The sequence below is a fragment of the Aeromonas sp. 160P genome, from assembly GCF_055193095.1.
The window spans coordinates 3,218,546-3,233,832 of the sequence record NZ_JBUXKV010000001.1 but is presented as its reverse complement, the minus strand read 5'-3'; the positions used below and the strand labels follow the sequence as shown (position 1 = coordinate 3,233,832).

The 15,287-nt window shown below is 49.5% G+C and carries 12 protein-coding genes and 2 tRNA genes; 5 read left to right on the top strand and 9 right to left on the bottom strand.

Annotation, left to right across the window (positions count from 1 at the left end; translation table 11 throughout):
* Positions 1 to 14: 14 nt before the first annotated feature.
* The 7 genes from ACY8FN_RS15105 to ACY8FN_RS15075 form a co-directional block, all read right to left on the bottom strand.
* Complete coding sequence (locus tag ACY8FN_RS15105) at positions 15 to 1,718, bottom strand: M48 family metalloprotease (protein WP_463100467.1); 1,704 nt, start codon at positions 1,716 to 1,718, stop codon at positions 15 to 17.
* Between the two features lie 96 nt (positions 1,719 to 1,814).
* Positions 1,815 to 2,696: a helix-turn-helix transcriptional regulator gene (locus ACY8FN_RS15100; protein WP_440016057.1), complete on the bottom strand. Its 882-nt coding sequence runs from the start codon at positions 2,694 to 2,696 to the stop codon at positions 1,815 to 1,817.
* A 222-nt stretch (positions 2,697 to 2,918) separates the two neighbouring features.
* Entirely contained in the window at positions 2,919 to 4,154 is a 1,236-nt protein-coding gene (locus tag ACY8FN_RS15095; RefSeq protein ID WP_231554924.1) for a tyrosine-type recombinase/integrase, read from the bottom strand.
* A gap of 303 nt (positions 4,155 to 4,457) precedes the next feature.
* Entirely contained in the window at positions 4,458 to 4,904 is a 447-nt protein-coding gene (locus tag ACY8FN_RS15090; RefSeq protein ID WP_104455767.1) for a DUF2787 family protein, read from the bottom strand.
* 58 nt (positions 4,905 to 4,962) lie between these two features.
* Entirely contained in the window at positions 4,963 to 5,460 is a 498-nt protein-coding gene (locus ACY8FN_RS15085) for a hypothetical protein (protein ID WP_463100466.1), read from the bottom strand.
* A 21-nt stretch (positions 5,461 to 5,481) separates the two neighbouring features.
* On the bottom strand, positions 5,482 to 6,006 hold the full coding sequence (locus ACY8FN_RS15080) for a hypothetical protein (RefSeq protein ID WP_463100465.1): 525 nt from the start codon (positions 6,004 to 6,006) through the stop codon (positions 5,482 to 5,484).
* 12 nt (positions 6,007 to 6,018) lie between these two features.
* Complete coding sequence (locus ACY8FN_RS15075) at positions 6,019 to 6,237, bottom strand: hypothetical protein (protein ID WP_463100464.1); 219 nt, start codon at positions 6,235 to 6,237, stop codon at positions 6,019 to 6,021.
* A 186-nt stretch (positions 6,238 to 6,423) separates the two neighbouring features.
* Here ACY8FN_RS15075 and ACY8FN_RS15070 point away from each other — a divergent pair, with 186 nt between their 5' ends.
* Together ACY8FN_RS15070 and ACY8FN_RS15065 are read left to right on the top strand one after the other, a co-directional pair.
* The gene (locus ACY8FN_RS15070) at positions 6,424 to 7,197 is read left to right on the top strand and encodes a BRO family protein (protein ID WP_463100463.1); all 774 of its coding nucleotides are present in this window, start codon (positions 6,424 to 6,426) and stop codon (positions 7,195 to 7,197) included.
* 115 nt (positions 7,198 to 7,312) lie between these two features.
* Positions 7,313 to 8,005 carry a hypothetical protein gene (locus ACY8FN_RS15065; protein ID WP_463100462.1) on the top strand — a complete coding sequence of 231 codons (693 nt, stop codon included), beginning with the start codon at positions 7,313 to 7,315 and terminating at the stop codon, positions 8,003 to 8,005.
* Between the two features lie 218 nt (positions 8,006 to 8,223).
* Here ACY8FN_RS15065 and drt2 read toward each other — a convergent pair whose 3' ends face one another.
* Both drt2 and ACY8FN_RS15055 read right to left on the bottom strand, forming a co-directional pair.
* Positions 8,224 to 9,498 (bottom strand): antiviral reverse transcriptase Drt2, encoded by a 1,275-nt coding sequence (gene drt2 / locus ACY8FN_RS15060; RefSeq protein ID WP_463100461.1) that lies wholly within the window; start codon positions 9,496 to 9,498, stop codon positions 8,224 to 8,226.
* 1,163 nt (positions 9,499 to 10,661) lie between these two features.
* Positions 10,662 to 10,737 (bottom strand) — tRNA-Asn (locus ACY8FN_RS15055).
* 486 nt (positions 10,738 to 11,223) lie between these two features.
* Here ACY8FN_RS15055 and dauA point away from each other — a divergent pair.
* The 3 genes from dauA to ACY8FN_RS15040 all read left to right on the top strand — a co-directional run bounded on the left by dauA (position 11,224) and on the right by ACY8FN_RS15040 (position 15,163).
* On the top strand, positions 11,224 to 12,960 hold the full coding sequence (gene dauA, locus ACY8FN_RS15050) for a C4-dicarboxylic acid transporter DauA (RefSeq protein ID WP_463100460.1): 1,737 nt from the start codon (positions 11,224 to 11,226) through the stop codon (positions 12,958 to 12,960).
* 274 nt (positions 12,961 to 13,234) lie between these two features.
* A tRNA-Ser gene (locus ACY8FN_RS15045) sits at positions 13,235 to 13,322 on the top strand.
* A 128-nt stretch (positions 13,323 to 13,450) separates the two neighbouring features.
* The gene (locus tag ACY8FN_RS15040; RefSeq protein WP_463100459.1) at positions 13,451 to 15,163 is read left to right on the top strand and encodes a DUF6538 domain-containing protein; all 1,713 of its coding nucleotides are present in this window, start codon (positions 13,451 to 13,453) and stop codon (positions 15,161 to 15,163) included.
* Positions 15,164 to 15,287 lie beyond the last annotated feature (124 nt).

Genomic DNA, 15,287 nt, shown 5'->3' with positions numbered 1-15,287 from the left:
AAAACAAATAACAATTACCAAATCCATTGAAATGCTTTAATTTTTTGAAGGTTGTAACGTTTGTCGAAATCTTCTTGAGTCAGGCAAAGCACCCGAATAAACTCGATAAGAGATAGAAAAACAGGAATCCAAGTTATGCAGCCAGCGAGATAGATAAGACCCCAGCCCCAGTTGCCAGCGTAAAATTTATGTAACCCCAAACCGCCACCGAAAAACATCATCAGGGCCATAACAGATTTTCGCTTGCCGCGATGATGAACTTGGTCAATCGTAGTCGTCTGTACTTCCTGTACTTCCTGTACTTCCTGTACTTCCTGTACTTCCTGTACTTCCTGTACTTCCTGTACTTGTGGTTGTGTTGAGTCACTAACTGTGAGTTTAGTTATATTGTCAGTCGCAGGGATATAGGTCCCATCGTCAAGTGCGGCAAGTCGTTTGCTTATTGGTGGATGTGTTGAAAATATTTCTGAGAAGCCGAGTCGGCCTGATATTTTGAACGTTGCATAAGCACTCTGTTCAAGAGGTATCTTGGATGTGTCATTTGCGAGTGACTTCAGCGCATTCATCATGGGGCCTTTACCCAAAAGTACTGCCGCAAAAGCATCAGCCCGATATTCTCGTGATCTTGAGAACGCCTTCACAACTAAACTACCCAGAAGGGTCAGTACAAGAGCCGCTATCGTTTTAATTAGCCATAACGTAAATTCAACAACCCAGCTGAAGCTATCACCAAAAATATTCAGTACACGTAATAGGTTAAGCGGTAGGGTAGCTATTAAAACAATGCTATTGATAACTCCCTGTAAAAGAACAGTCCCTAACATGTCTCGGTTGGCTATATGAGCAATTTCATGCGCTGCGACAGCCTGTATCTGTTCTCGATCCATTTTATTCAAAAGGCTGGAGCTAAAGGCAACAAGTGCATTACTGGGGGAGGAGCCTGTAGCGAATGCATTTATATCTGGACTGTCATAAACACCAACCTCGGGTACACAGTCCAGCCCTGCACGTGTTGCCAGCTCAGCGACCATTTCATATAAATGTTTCTCCTCGTTTGACGCTGGATAACGATGGTCAATAACTTTGACTCCATGTGCCCGTTTAGCCAACCATTTACAAAACATCAGCGAAAGCAATGCACCAGCAAAACCTAAAAATGGTATAGCTAGTGCGCCGGGGCCTGTCCACACAAGGCCAATAACCAGCCCCCCGTTCAACAACAGGAACCATTTAAGGAATTTCGCGTTTGATAGTGATTTCAGTTGTGCCACCGATACATTGTTATGGTCTGTGGGTTCCGTTATATTAATCTGTTGCGTATTTATCGGTATCTCGATTGGCATAGGGACGTGATCTGTAGTCTTTTCTTCGTGTAACGGCCATATTGTCCTATTGATAGGGGATGTGATAACTTCTGCGATCGTTTTGGCTTTCTTCTTGGCCGTACCGAAAGTATCTATGGCATCAGCGAAAGAGCCTGTCAGTGATATCTCAACAATCCCTTCTTCTGGCGAGCTGAAATTCACGGTAACGCGCAACCCGAACGGATTGATACCGTACTTCCAAGATGCTTCCAGTATCCCCTTGGCTCGGTCAGCAACCTTGATGGTGCCGCCCTCTGCTTGTAGGTGGGCAGCAATGTGTTCGAAGACAACTTCATAATCGTCATGACTGCGTAAAATAAGGTCGGATTGTTTAGTTATCGTAGGGGACTCCATGATGATTTTTCTCCTTGCTTGTTAGGCTATCTATAGTGGTGATTGCCCCCGACAGCTGGTGTCGGGAAGTGAATTAATTGGCGTGAAAAAATCTGCTCACATCCGGCTAAGTAGGGCTTTGAGGTCACGTTTTACCAATTGCTGTATACCTTTAGGGGAAACTACCTCTAAATAGGGAATGTAGGTTTTTATCACAGGCAACAATTGAGAACCACTAAAAACGCGGCTTGCCAGCAAGACGCTGCCATCCTCCAGCTCTCGGATCAGTGCCTGCTCGGGGAGGATGTTCCGAAGCTTGAACTCGTGGGCGATAGGCGAAGCTGCCTTGATCACGACTTCGTGAGTAGGGATGGCCTCTTGCTCGATGAGGCGTTGAAGAAGGTGCTGTTGTGACTCGCTGATCGTTGCTGGCGTATCTATCTGTTGGACGCTGGCGATACTCGACAAAGGCTCGATAAATGGCGTATCCGCCGTTACCCCCGCCAAGTACCAGCGGCCCCGCTTATTGACCAGACGATATGGCTCAATCTCTTGCTCTGCTGGCTCGCCCACCCATGTCAGCCTGACGTTGAGCTGTTGGCTGATTGCCTTGGCAAGTGGCTTCAGCCATTGGTAATGGCTGTCATCTTCATCGAGTTGAAAGCCAGAAAGGACGAATACAGGTGTTGATGCAGGGTTGAGCCAGAGCTTGATCAGACTTTCGTGATCATCCGGGAACAAAGCTTTGGCCCCCAGTTGCTCACACAGTCTCAAAATGGCGGGAGTGGTGGTTCTCCCTAGATAGCTAGGGTCAAGCCAATAGGTTTGTCCGTCACGTTCCAGCGGTAGATAAGCCAGTCTGACGTTCAGGTCTCGCTGGATCGTGCGAGCCGAGACATTGAACTCGTGGGCCAACTCGGAGATCACCAACCGCTGCCCGTTGTTGAGCTTGGTCAGGATCACGCCGAGGCGTTGGGCTAGGGTGTCGTGTTCTGCCATCTAGGGGATCATCGTAGTCAAAGGTATCCAAGTGTCACGGAGGTGCCCGACAGGGCGTGTCGACTTGGATCTTCACGACAGGGGAGTGTTTCGGTAAGCAGAGTTGGTATAGCAGTGTGGACTTTGGTATCTGAAAATGCGGGAGAGTTGATGGAATGCCGACGATCGCGTCGAGGCGTCGAGTTTGCCCGTCAGCACGTCACGACCGTCGGCATTTTTCCCCTAAATTCCTCCGTTTGGGCTGAGTTGGGGTAGGGTTGAGTGGACCGTGTTGCTGGGTATCAACGCCTGTTCCACACAGTTGGCCACTTGGGTACTGGTGTGCCTCAGTCTGCTGGCGTGCAGATGGGCATATCGTTGGCTGGTCTGGCTGCTGGCATGACCCAACTGGGCTTGCACGTCATACAAGGTTCCCCCACTTGAGACGATCAAGGCTGCGACTGAGTGGCGGCAAGTATGGATACAGACTGGCCCTTCAATCCTCGCTCGCTTGAGCATCCGGTTAAATGGTCTGGTGACGTTGTTCAGCGGCTGGCCCTGTTTCTGTCCTGGAAACAGATAGAGATTCCCTTCAATGGGGTGGGTCTCCTTGAGGATCTGCATGGCCATATGGTTGAGGTGGAGGATCCGGCTTTTCCCATTCTTGGTGTGGGGGATGAACAGGGTCAGCTGGGATTGATCAAGGTGTTCCCACTTGGCCAGCCTCAACTCATCCTTACGCAATCCTGTGAGCAACAGCAGTTTGACGTACTGACCGGCATAACGGTTTTCATCGATATCCGCAGCCATAAACAGCCGCCTGATCTCCCCTTTGTCCAGATAGCGGGTGCGTTGGTTGTTCTCGGTCAGGGTTTTGAGATGTTTCATAGGGTGTTGCTCCAGATAACCCATTCGAACGCTCCAAGTCAGGATCGCTTTAAGCAAAGTGGTGATCCGGTTGTTGGTGGCTGGCTTTACCTTGCTCAGCAAGTTGGTTTGCAGGGCCTGGCCCTGCTCAAGTTTTATTTCCGAGAGTAACCGTGATCCCAAGGCGGGTTTTAAGTGGTCACGAAAGCGTTGTGCATCATCCCGCCATGATCGTTTGTGGTGCATGGCATAGGGGAAGTAATGTTGTTCAAACAACTCGGTCAGGGTGAGTTCCTGCCGCTTATCTTCCTTCTGTTGCTTGGGGTCGATGCCTTGCGAAAGCAGCCGTTTATAGTCTGTGGCGATCTCTCTGGCCGTGTTCAGGTCTACATCGGGGAAGCGACCTATGGATATAGCCCGTTTACGTCCTTGCCAGAGATAGCGAAGCAGGAATTTCTTGGAACCTTCACCTTTGCCTACCAGACATTTAAAGCCTGGGATCTGGGTGTCGCTGTATTCGGCTTCTGTTGATCTGGCATGAGGTGGGTTCGGTGGTAGCGCCTCAATGGATTTTTGCGTGAAGCGAAATCGGGAGGGAGCATTTGTCATCATCTGTCTCCTGTCATTTGATAAGTGGGGGTAGGGCTGGTCTGCCCAAGAAAAAACAGCACAGGGATGTCAATTCCTTGTGCTGCCGAGATGAGATTGGGGATTGGCTGAGCCTAATGCTGGTCTCAGGCCAGAGGTGGAACAGGGCTTGGCCAACTTCCGGTCGATATCCGGTCTTCTGGGCGGGAAAATTCGTCAAGCGTAGAAATTTGCTGTCGGTGGCGACGTGCTGACGAATTGACCTAAACGGTTCCCGACGCTTCGTCGCCACCGACGCGACTTTTTGAGTTTCTTGCCTGAACTGGATCAGTCAGGTGTCACCGTCAGGGTGAATACATCCATCTGGGCATAGCAGCAAAAGTTAAGCTGCCAGAGCTCAAACCACTCATGCACCTCTGCCAGTGACATTTTCCCCATCAACGAGTGGGTGTACTCACCCATGCTGAAATCGAAATCCAACTCTTTGGCCAACTCAGTGCACCAGCCTTGGCCCACATAGGCAAAGTCAGTGACATAGCACAGATGCCAGCCGTCATCCCAGCGTTCTAGGCGGATCTCGACAGGGTGATAACCACCTGTGGTGGCACTGTAGTCTGGGTCTCGATAGTTGAGGGTCAGGGCTGCTGGTGTTGGACCATCTGGGATTTCATCAGGGAAATCCTCCAGCGCCGAGCTGATGGCCTGCTCCAGTAGCGTTTGCAGGTCGTGACTTATCCTCACAGGCAAGCCCGTGATAACGAGGGTAGGTTTCATATCTTGGTTCTCGTTGAGGTTGAGTAAAGGGGTAGGGGAGAGTAGGAGGCTGGAACGGTTACTGGGCTGCGTTGGTCGCTTCTGGGAGTTTGGCCTTCAGGCTATCGAACCACTCGGTATGCTTGCCCGTGATCAGATGGCCGAACCGGACGTCCGGTGCTGCCTTGGTCAACTCCAGATGGCGCAGCACAGCAGCCAAGAACCCCGCGTTATTGCTGCTGCCTTTGAAGTGCCAGATCACCTTGAACAGGCCGGAGGTAAATGCCTTATCCGGCTGTTGCTCGTTTAGCAGAACGACGACTTGTGCCAGACCGAACCACTCCTTGGAACAGAGACCTCCACCGCTGCTACCGGTCAGACGGATCAACAGTTCATCCTGTTCGGGTTCATGGCCAATCTCATAGCCCACGGTGGTAGTTGAGCCTGGCGAGAGCAGGGTGGCTACGCCACTGACCAAGACCACTTTGGCTGGTGATACTTGTATGCCATCAAACTTGGCTGTAGCAGTCGTATTTATTTGCTGTTTGGCTGCTTGCTTATCGGTTTTGGTGTTCATGCTTAGCATCCTTCGAGATAGTCAGATAGTGGATTTCAGGTAGATAGTGGTGCCCAAATCAGGCGAGGTTTGATCTGGTTTGAGATCGAAGGCCAGATGCTGGAATACAGGAAGTGGGGCAGACAAGGCATCAAACGGTGAGCCATAGCCAGAGAAGCGATATGCCTCCCATGCTTCGACAGCTGGGAGAGGCAGCCAGAACACGGCATCTTCAGCACAGTCGATCAGCTTGATAGTTCCTGCTGCTAGCCGCCAGTGGTCAGCGTAGTAACCGTTGTCGTCATCTCTGACTAACTCACCAGTGTGGGATGCTATAGAAATCAACACTTCAGGCGCTTCGCTGTGCAGGGACTTGGCCTTGAGCACGGTCGCCTCTTTGATCACGACCAGTAGCACTGGCTGATTTTCATCTGGTAGGAACTCAGGAACATACATACCGTTTGTGATGACCTCCTGCATCAGCAAGCTCAGCGTCTGCCAGCTGTAGGCATACCCCTTGAGCGTTTCGTGGGATGCGTATTTCCCTTCTTGAATAAACTCATCCATGGCTAACCTCCCTCAGTCAGCTGGCCCAGTGATGTAGCCGATAGTGCCCCCGATGATGGTGCCTGCGACGGCACCTGGGATTCCTCCCCTGGCACCGATACCCGCTCCGGTGATAGCGCCTTTGATCGCCCCCTTGGTGCTGCCCTTTACTGTGAAATCAATGCTGCCGTCTCTCATAGGCTTGATGCTGACAGCGGCGACTTGCTTGCGCAAAATTTGGTGAATAAACATGCTCTGTCCTTTGGATCGTGGATATGAAAAGGCCCTGAGTGGTTAGCTCAGGGCCTGATGTTCTGGATGAACATAGTTTTAATATGCATTTAAAATGCAGTTGTTTACGGCATCATGGTTTCCAATGAAGACATATAGTATGCTGTCGATAAAAATCGGCTATAGAGACTTAATATGGAGTGTTGTGTGGACGAGAAAAAATTTGACATTATATACCCTGCAACTAACGGTGGTGAACCAATAAAGACAATGGATCGGGATGGTAAAATTTTATTTCGCTTCCCTGATGTGGTTCGAGTCTTGGCAAAAGACAATGAAAATATTTCATACAACACAGGTGTTAAGTCTGGATTCGGTGGTCTTTTAAGTAAACTTTCTTCAGTGTTGAAAGAGAAAGAAAAATATATTATCCCTTTGTCTGGGAAAAATGAATATGGCTTCGACTACGAGTTCTATATAACAGAGGCTGGGCTATATCGAATCGTAACAATTGATGATAGTGAAGCATCTGTTCGATTCCAAGATTGGATTTTTGAAGATGTACTACCATCCATCCGAAAATATGGTATTTATCCCCCGCCGAAAGAGGGCGCTTCTGAGTTAAGTACCATGGTGGCATTGTTGCAACAGAACGTTTCTATTTTGGCAAGAGAAATTGAGAAACGTGAGGAATTAGAGAAAAAAGTAAATGTTATCGAGAATCGAGTTAACTTGATAGAGCAGAGCATTGATAGTAGCGATATGCATGTTCTTGTAGATGTTATCACTGCTCGTGGAAGTTCTTTGCCTATCGAACAGCTTTGGGCATGGTGTGAAAAAATTCGTCTTGAGAGTGGCTCGGATAGCCAAAAATGCTTCTCAGGTGAGCGTTATAAAACTAAATATCCACTGTTTGTTATTGAGCAAGCTATTAATCATGTGACAACATGTGTTCGCCTAGCCAATGCAAAGCATAATTGAAGTATGCGTTGCATAGAGTGCTATATCTTGCAAGCTCGCATCGAACCTGAATTAAATATGTTCAGCTCACAAAAACTAACGCTGAAAGTTTTTTATATAAACATTAGGGTGGGGTATGTCTCTAAAAGTATACAGAATTGACAGAAGTTTATTTGGTAAGCTTAATAATAAATTGAAAAGTCCAGATTTGCCTGTAATGGGCGCAGCTTTTTTGGGAAATCCATTTAAAAACTACAAAGACTATAAATCAAAAGATTTTTTCGTGCTATCGAAAGATGATGAGATAGCACGTTTCACTGAAGTTTTTAACGATGAGTGGGTTAATGATGTTTATTACATTAGGCATCCAAAGAAAATAAAGACGGATATACTAATTCCTGCCAGTGAATTTCATTCATACATAATGAGAGAACAGTTGGCTGATATTGTATCTTACATAAGAGCCAACTTAAGAGTAACGGCACTAGATATTGAAATCACAAGAAAGAATGGTGCTTCTGTTTCCACAAAAGGAGTGTTTGATGGAATGCCACTTGAAGGTAAGGCAACATTAAATAAATCAAGAGCAAATAAAGTGACGATTCAATGTGATCAACCACTTAAAGTATCTGAGAAAAGACAGAATTATATTTGGATGGATGAATTTCCTCATATATTAGCAATGCTTGATGAAGCAGATGAAGGGACTTTTACGGTAAGTGAATCCTATGATCTTAGTTTTGGTTTAGGTCTAGATTTAGCCGAGCGAATTGGTGTTAATCTGGAGTGGAATGATAATTTCACATTTAATTTCATGGTTAAGGCATAACAGATAAATCAATTTATTTGTATGTGCTAAAAGTGAAGCTTGAAAAATCACGCTGATGGTTGTGTCGGCGTGACGATCCGACACCTCGTCACCACCGTCGCAAAAATTATTAAAAAACCCATTTCAAGACTAACTAGGGAGGCTATTATCAATTTTTGATGTGAACCAGTATGATTGGGTCGTGAAGACATTATGTCATGACTGGTTATTACATAGTGTTATTTATCGATCTCTCTGACTAGCCGGCCCCATAGTGGTTTTAGTTGATTTTTGATAGCTTTTGAGTTCATTTTTTTTGCGGCCATATGTCCATAAGTGATGAAATTTCTTCTACTTAGATGTGAGTAACGCTCATAAATTTTTTTCTTGAACAGAGGGGTTTTATTAATTCCTTTTTCCTCTTCAATCAGATTGGCTTTACTATGTGTCTTCTTGGCTAGCCGGACACCAGCTTTCATTCGTCCAGAAAACCTTGCCAGTGCGGCTGATCTAATTAATTTCCTTTCGCCATCAAAAATGAAGCCGAGATATTGCAATGCTTTGTCACTCTTCTGAATGCCATGAGCAATGGAAAAATTTCTAATCTCTGTTTTGTCACCGTTTATATCAATTTTAAGGGCTGCAATGTTTTCTGTGACAATATCAACTAAGATATCTTTTTTATCTGAATCTATAATGAAAAGCATATCATCACAGTATCGATAATAGTTTCCATCCATAGAAGTGACTATATTTTTTATCTTTGAATCAAAGTCCAACATGTAAATATTGGAAAGAAGTGCGCTTATAGATGTTCCTTGTGGGATACCTTTGCCACTTTTATTTGTTTTTATTAAGTCAGAACCTCTGACTACATCTCTAAATGTTTTGATGTTACATAGTCTTAGGCCAGCTTTTCTGGGGTTGTTTTTTGATATTTCAAGTTTGTCAAACAACTCATCTCTTTTGACTGTCGAATACTTAGTAAGTGACCTAAATATATTAAAATGGTCAGGTGGTAGACGTTCAACTTTAAGTACTTTAGACCACATAGATTTTAGTGTTTCATGGTCTAGGTTATCAAAGAACCCGGATATATCCATTGCAATAGCTGTACAGTTACCATGCTCTTTTATTTTCTCGAAAGCATCATTGGCGAAATCAATATTACTTTTTCTTAGAGCTCTGAAAGCCAAAACGGAATCATGTAGTGATAAGGAAGCAAGATCACTTTCATAAAGCTGAGATAGCTTCTCTGCATAATATGAATAAATATGTGAATCAATGTGTGAAGCATATGAAATGGGACGTAACTTTGGTTTCTTTACAATTTTTCCGTCTTCATCTGGATGAACTTTAAAACTCTCAATGCTATATGAAATCAGTGGTAGAAATGCATGCTTGGAAACATTATCAGGAGAGCTAACAATTTTACTTGCTTTGCGAAGTTTAACAGGGGCATCAAAATGCTGATATCCTCTGCTTCGAAACCACTGGTTATTTGAATTAAGCATCAGGATGACCTTAAAATGCAAAACCCGGAAAGGTAAAGGACTGTGGCCATCCAGTTTCCTCTCCGGGCTTAGGTAACGCACTAGGTACGCATTCACAACATCAATGATGCCGGCCACGAATGTCAGATATGATATATGCTATCATCATCGCAGGAGTGTTCGATATGAATCTACTAGTCATCTGCGGCTATGCAAGTCGTCTGCTCGCCAGTGTTCTGGTTCGTATTCTACTTGACAGCTTGTGATACACCTTACTTTCCAAAAAAGTAAGCGTGATGATCCTATATTGATAAAAAAATAAGTTCAAGCAAGATTAGAACACAAGTTCGTGTGGATCACGATTCTCAAGCTCTTTTTTACTAAAGACACAAATATTCGGCACATACTCCCTGTACGACTGGATACGCTTATGCGTCATCTCATACGACAGCAAGTCCATCTTGTTTTCTACGACTCAGAGTGTCGTAGCTGTGTATCATGTCTTCGCCTCCAGTAATCTCTCATACTGTTTCCTGTGTCTATGATGCTCGTAGGCAAGTTGGTTCTATCCGCTGAAAGTTGCCGACGATCGCGTCGGCGTGACGGCCCGACACCTCGTCGGCATCGACGCGACTTTGCACAACTCCTGGCAAACTCAGCCACAGCCCAAGCGACCGGATATGCCCCAGAGGCTGCTCCGGTCTTGCCCACTAACCATTCCTCGTCCCTTGTGCCTGGTGAGCGTCTCCATCTTTCAATCTGTGTTATCTCCACGTCAGAGCCACCAGCTCCGCTCTGACCATCCTCATGGTCTCCCAGCAGAAAGACCGGAAGCTGTGACCGGAGGGGGTTTCTGGGGGAATCGACGTCAGGGGAGGGGATGGCTCTAGGCACGAGCGAGAGCGTGACCCATTCACCAGCTGAGCTGACCGGATAGGGACCGGAGTAATCGTTAGTCGAATTTGAGTTGAGATAAAACAGGGAGGGTGGCTCGTTCACTGCGAGGGGAATGTGGCAGAGCAAACGGTGAGGGATAGCGATCTGGGCTTGAAACCATGGAGAGATAGATATGAAAAAGCCCAGTTATAAAACTGGGCTCTTTTCGCAATCCGAAGACAGGACTTGAACCTGTGACATACGGATTAACAGTCCGCCGTTCTACCGACTGAACTACGAGGGAAAAGTGGCTCCTCCTACTGGACTTGAACCAGTGACATACGGATTAACAGTCCGCCGTTCTACCGACTGAACTAAGGAGGAATTGCCTGTCTCGTTGAGACGGGGCGAATATTAATGACCCCGGGGGCGGGTGTCAACCTGCTATCTCGTTGAAAACCCTATTTTCAGACTGTTTGCCCAAAACTTGCGCTTTACGGTTTATTTTCAGCACAATCAGTCTCTTGTCATCCCTCAGGGGAACCGGTGTCACGCCGCTGTGCCATATTGGCGTTTGCCTGAAAATGCGACTTGCTGCCTCGAACGTGCCAGTGATAAATGAAGGCTCAAATGGTTATCTTTGCAGTTAAAAGGGCCGTCGTAGCGGGAAAGATCGCCGATTTGGCGGCAAATAGGCCAAATAATGGGTGAGCGCGCGTTTCATTGATCCTGCCCATCGAAAAAATGGCCGGTGTGGAGTAAGGTTACGCAGGATACCATCGCCGTGTCGACAGCTCTGCCGGCCCTTGATGATGATCGGGCGCCGGATCTCTCCGGCCTTTATCTCCCTCTTCTGGTATTACGATATACATGCACAAGCAAGCCTCCTTAAATAGCGTGAAGCTCGCCATAGCCTTACGCCAGTCCTGTATTGATGAACCCTACAGCATGGCCCGCTTCGGCCGTGATCTCATCGCCGGCGTCACGGTGGGTATCATCGCCATCCCGCTCGCCATGGCGCTGGCTATCGCCAGTGGTGTGCCGCCGCAGCACGGTCTCTATACCGCCATCATCGCCGGTATCGTGATCGCCGTGACCGGTGGCTCCCGTTACTCCATCTCCGGCCCGACCGCCGCCTTTGTGGTGATCCTCTATCCGGTTGCCCAGCAATTTGGCGTGGGTGGTCTGTTGATGGCGACCCTGATCTCCGGCTTCTTTTTGGTGGCCATGGGGTTGGGTCGACTTGGCCGCCTGATCGAGTACATTCCGCCGTCAGTGACGCTGGGCTTTACCGGTGGTATCGCCATCGTGATCGCCACCTTGCAGATCAAGGACTTCTTTGGCCTGAGCGTGCCCGAGATGCCGGAAACCTATCTGGGCAAGGTCGAGGCGCTGGCCGCTGCCCTGCCCAGCTGGCAGTGGGGCGATACCTTGGTGGGGGTGGCGACGCTAGCCGTGCTGCTGCTCTGGCCGCGCCTGCGTCTGCCGGTGCCCGGTCACTTGCCCGCGGTGCTGGTCGGGGTGGGCCTGGGTTTTGGTCTGCATTACTTCGGTGTAGATGTGGCCACCATCGGTAGCAAGTTCAGCTATACCCTGGCCGATGGCACCCAGGGGATGGGGATCCCCCCCATCGCGCCGACCCTGGTAATGCCTTGGGCCTTGCCCGGGCCGGATGGCGCCCCTGTGGTGTGGGATCTGGCTGCCCTTGAGCGGCTGCTGCCTGCCGCCTTCTCCATGGCGATGTTGGGTGCGATCGAATCGCTGCTCTGCGCCGTGGTGCTAGATGGCATGACCGGTCGCAAACACAGCTCAAACGCCGAGCTGGTGGGGCAGGGGCTTGGCAACATCTTCGCCCCCTTCTTTGGCGGCATTACTGCCACCGCCGCCATCGCCCGCTCTGCTGCCAACGTGCGCGCCGGGGCCACCTCGCCCATCTCGGGGATCATCCATGCGCTGGTGGTGCTGGCCGCCATTCTGGTGCTGGCCCCCTGGCTCTCCTGGCTGCCCCTCTCGGCCATGGCTGCGTTGTTGCTCATCGTTGCCTGGAATATGAGCGAGGCGCACAAGGTGGTGGAGCTGATCCGTCGTGCCCCCAAATCCGACGTGCTGGTGCTGCTGGTCTGCCTGTCACTGACCGTCATCTTCGACATGGTTATCGCCATCACCTTCGGGGTGATCCTGGCGTCCCTGCTCTTTATGCGCGAAATCGCCAAGATGACCAAACTGCACGATTTGGCCGAGCACAAGCGCTATGCCCATGAGGTGCCGGACAACGGCCTGCTCTACAAGATCAACGGCCCGCTCTTCTTTGCCGCGGCCGAACGGGTCTTTGCCGAGCTGGAAGCGCAAGTGAAAGGGCACCAGGTGCTGGTACTGCAGATGGAGGCGGTCTCCATCCTTGATGCGGGTGGTCTGTCTGCCTTCCTTCAGTTTGGCAAGCAGATGGCAAAAGCCGGTGTCGAGCTGCGGGTGGCGGAATTGCAGTTCCAGCCGCTCAAGACCCTGGCCCGCGCCAAGGTGCGGCCGCAGCCCGGCAAGCTGGAATTCTACGGCTCGCTGGAAGAAGCGCTCAAAGGTGAACATTTGCACGAAGCGGCAGTAAATTGATTGAAAGGGATACGAAACGGCATATTTTTGGTCACTTGGTTCGGATATTGAGCAAACGAACGCAAAAAGTAAAAAATTGCATTGACCAAAAGCCATCGTATCCCTTACATTACGCCCCGTTCCGGCGCAACAGCGTAGTGAACACAGTGTTGGCTGAACACGTTAAACCACAGACCAAAATTTGGTGAGCGGCTCCAGTGGCTGCACACCGACGAAGTCGGCAAGAAAGCACGCGTAGCGTGCTCCGAAAGCCACTTCAAAGAAGTAAAAATTTGGTGAGGTGTCCGAGTGGCTGAAGGAGCACGCCTGGAAAGTGTGTATACGGCAACGTATCGAGGGTTCGAATCCCTCCCTCACCGCCACATTGAAAACCCCTGCTTTCGAGCGGGGGTTTTTCTTTATAGGTCAAAAGCTTCCTGATTTCATAGCGATTTTGTGATCAACCCTCCCATCCCGACACTTCCGAGGTGGTACAAAAAGGTGGTACAAAATGAGGTCTATGAGCAACCTACTCCAAAACCGAAATGGCACATGGTACGCCCGTGTCGTCATCCCCAAAGAACTACGCCCTTTGCTTAACGACCAGTGGGAGTTTCGTCGTTCTCTCAGTACTACGAACGAGTCTGAAGCCCGTCGGGCCGCTCTGCCTGTCTTGGATGAACTTTATCGCCTGCTGGAGGCCGCCAAGATTGATCTAGCGGTGCAGCCCCTCGACCTCTCCAACGCGGCGGACTGTTGGTACAACTCGATGATAGAGCGACTGGACGAACCTGATGTGCGTGGTCGCTTCATTCGTCAGGTGTGGGATGGTGACGGTTTGGTCTGGGAGGACTATACCGAAATCCTGACCATGCTGGAGGAAGAAAAAGATCCCAAACGAACCCGTGACGTGCAGAAAGGGCTTGCCCGCTTCCTGATCTGGATGAAGCCCTACATCGACGAGGCATTCCAGCTCACAGGGCTTCGCCTGTGCGTCGATTCGGCCAACTATGTCGCTTTCGCCGAGCTGCTGGCGGGCAAGTTCAAGGCCCTCTCCAGAGCGGTCATACAGAATGCCGCGACGAACGCTAATCAAAGGCGTATCGGTCAACCTGAGATCCCTCTTGTTCCTGCTGGTGATACCACCGTCACCACAATCAGCACTCGGGGGATCCGCCTATCTGCCCTGTTTGAGCGTTACAAGGCCACCATCAAGCGGCGAGAGCCGAAGAAAGCCGATGGCCGTATCCTTGAGTATCAGGTCGCCGTGGAGCGATTCATCGAGCTGATGGGGGATAAGGGTATCGAAGACATCTCCAAGAGGGACATTTCCGAGTTCCGTAACCTGATGGAGCAACTGCCAGCTCGCCCCAAACGCCATGTGTCCGCCATGCCGTTACGCCAGCAGACCGCCTATGCAGCAGAGCACAGTTTGCCTCGTCTGACAGCTGCTACCGTCAAGAAACTGGGGCGAGCCCTGTCAGCGGTGCTAGGTCATGCGGTGGAGGATGGTCTGCTGGAGTTCAACCCTGCTCACGGGGTTAAGTATGCAGAAAGTCAGGTCAACCCACTGAACAAGCCGGAGCACACTTTCACAGAGGCTGAACTGACGACTATCTTCGGCTCCCCCCTGTTTGCCGAGCGTTCTGACCACCCTCGCTTCGGGGAGGCTCGCTACTGGGTGCCGCTGATCCTCTACTACACAGGGGCTCGTGTCAGCGAGATATGCCAGTTGTACGTCGCAGATGTGATGCAGCAGGACAACATCTGGTTCTTCCGGATTGCAGAGCTTCGGGAAGACCAGAGCGTCAAGAGCCGCAGCAGCAACCGTGATATTCCCGTGCACTCCCACCTTCTGGAGCTGGGGTTGCTGGATTACATTCGCTCGTTGCCTGCCGATGGTCGGCTGTTCCCATTGTTGCAGCAATCGGGGCCGAGGAAGAAGTATTCGGTGCGGCTTGGGGTATGGTGGCAGAGATACTTGCGACTGAAGCTCAAACTTGGGCGAGATGATATTCAACCAAACCATAGCTTCCGGCACACCGCCATCACTCGTTTCCGTGATGCTCTCATTCGCGAAGATACCCAGAATGCTATCGAGGGCCATAGCCAGGGAACCGGGCAGGCATCCACAGGACGCCACTATGGCGACTTCCCACTGAGAACAAAGCAGGAAGCTATCGAAGCAATCCCAGTCGCCCCCATCCCTGCCAGAGCCGGATAAAGGGAAGGATGGGTCTGCCGAGATGCTGAAATTTTGGCATTTTTAAGAACTTTTTCTACGAGATCTCATACAGGAAAAGTTCTATAAATAGCTGAAATTTTGGCAGATTGACTACTTGGTTTGG

What these genes read in the sequence shown, in the direction of transcription:
- ACY8FN_RS15105 (WP_463100467.1), bottom strand. Translation starts at nt 1,718, where the DNA reads ATGGAGTCCCCTACGATAACTAAACAATCCGACCTTATTTTACGCAGT.
- ACY8FN_RS15100 (WP_440016057.1), bottom strand. Translation starts at nt 2,696, where the DNA reads ATGGCAGAACACGACACCCTAGCCCAACGCCTCGGCGTGATCCTGACC.
- ACY8FN_RS15095 (WP_231554924.1), bottom strand. Translation starts at nt 4,154, where the DNA reads ATGATGACAAATGCTCCCTCCCGATTTCGCTTCACGCAAAAATCCATT.
- ACY8FN_RS15090 (WP_104455767.1), bottom strand. Translation starts at nt 4,904, where the DNA reads ATGAAACCTACCCTCGTTATCACGGGCTTGCCTGTGAGGATAAGTCAC.
- ACY8FN_RS15085 (WP_463100466.1), bottom strand. Translation starts at nt 5,460, where the DNA reads ATGAACACCAAAACCGATAAGCAAGCAGCCAAACAGCAAATAAATACG.
- ACY8FN_RS15080 (WP_463100465.1), bottom strand. Translation starts at nt 6,006, where the DNA reads ATGGATGAGTTTATTCAAGAAGGGAAATACGCATCCCACGAAACGCTC.
- ACY8FN_RS15075 (WP_463100464.1), bottom strand. Translation starts at nt 6,237, where the DNA reads ATGTTTATTCACCAAATTTTGCGCAAGCAAGTCGCCGCTGTCAGCATC.
- ACY8FN_RS15065 (WP_463100462.1), top strand. Translation starts at nt 7,313, where the DNA reads ATGTCTCTAAAAGTATACAGAATTGACAGAAGTTTATTTGGTAAGCTT.
- drt2 (WP_463100461.1), bottom strand. Translation starts at nt 9,498, where the DNA reads ATGCTTAATTCAAATAACCAGTGGTTTCGAAGCAGAGGATATCAGCAT.
- dauA (WP_463100460.1), top strand. Translation starts at nt 11,224, where the DNA reads ATGCACAAGCAAGCCTCCTTAAATAGCGTGAAGCTCGCCATAGCCTTA.
- ACY8FN_RS15040 (WP_463100459.1), top strand. Translation starts at nt 13,451, where the DNA reads ATGAGGTCTATGAGCAACCTACTCCAAAACCGAAATGGCACATGGTAC.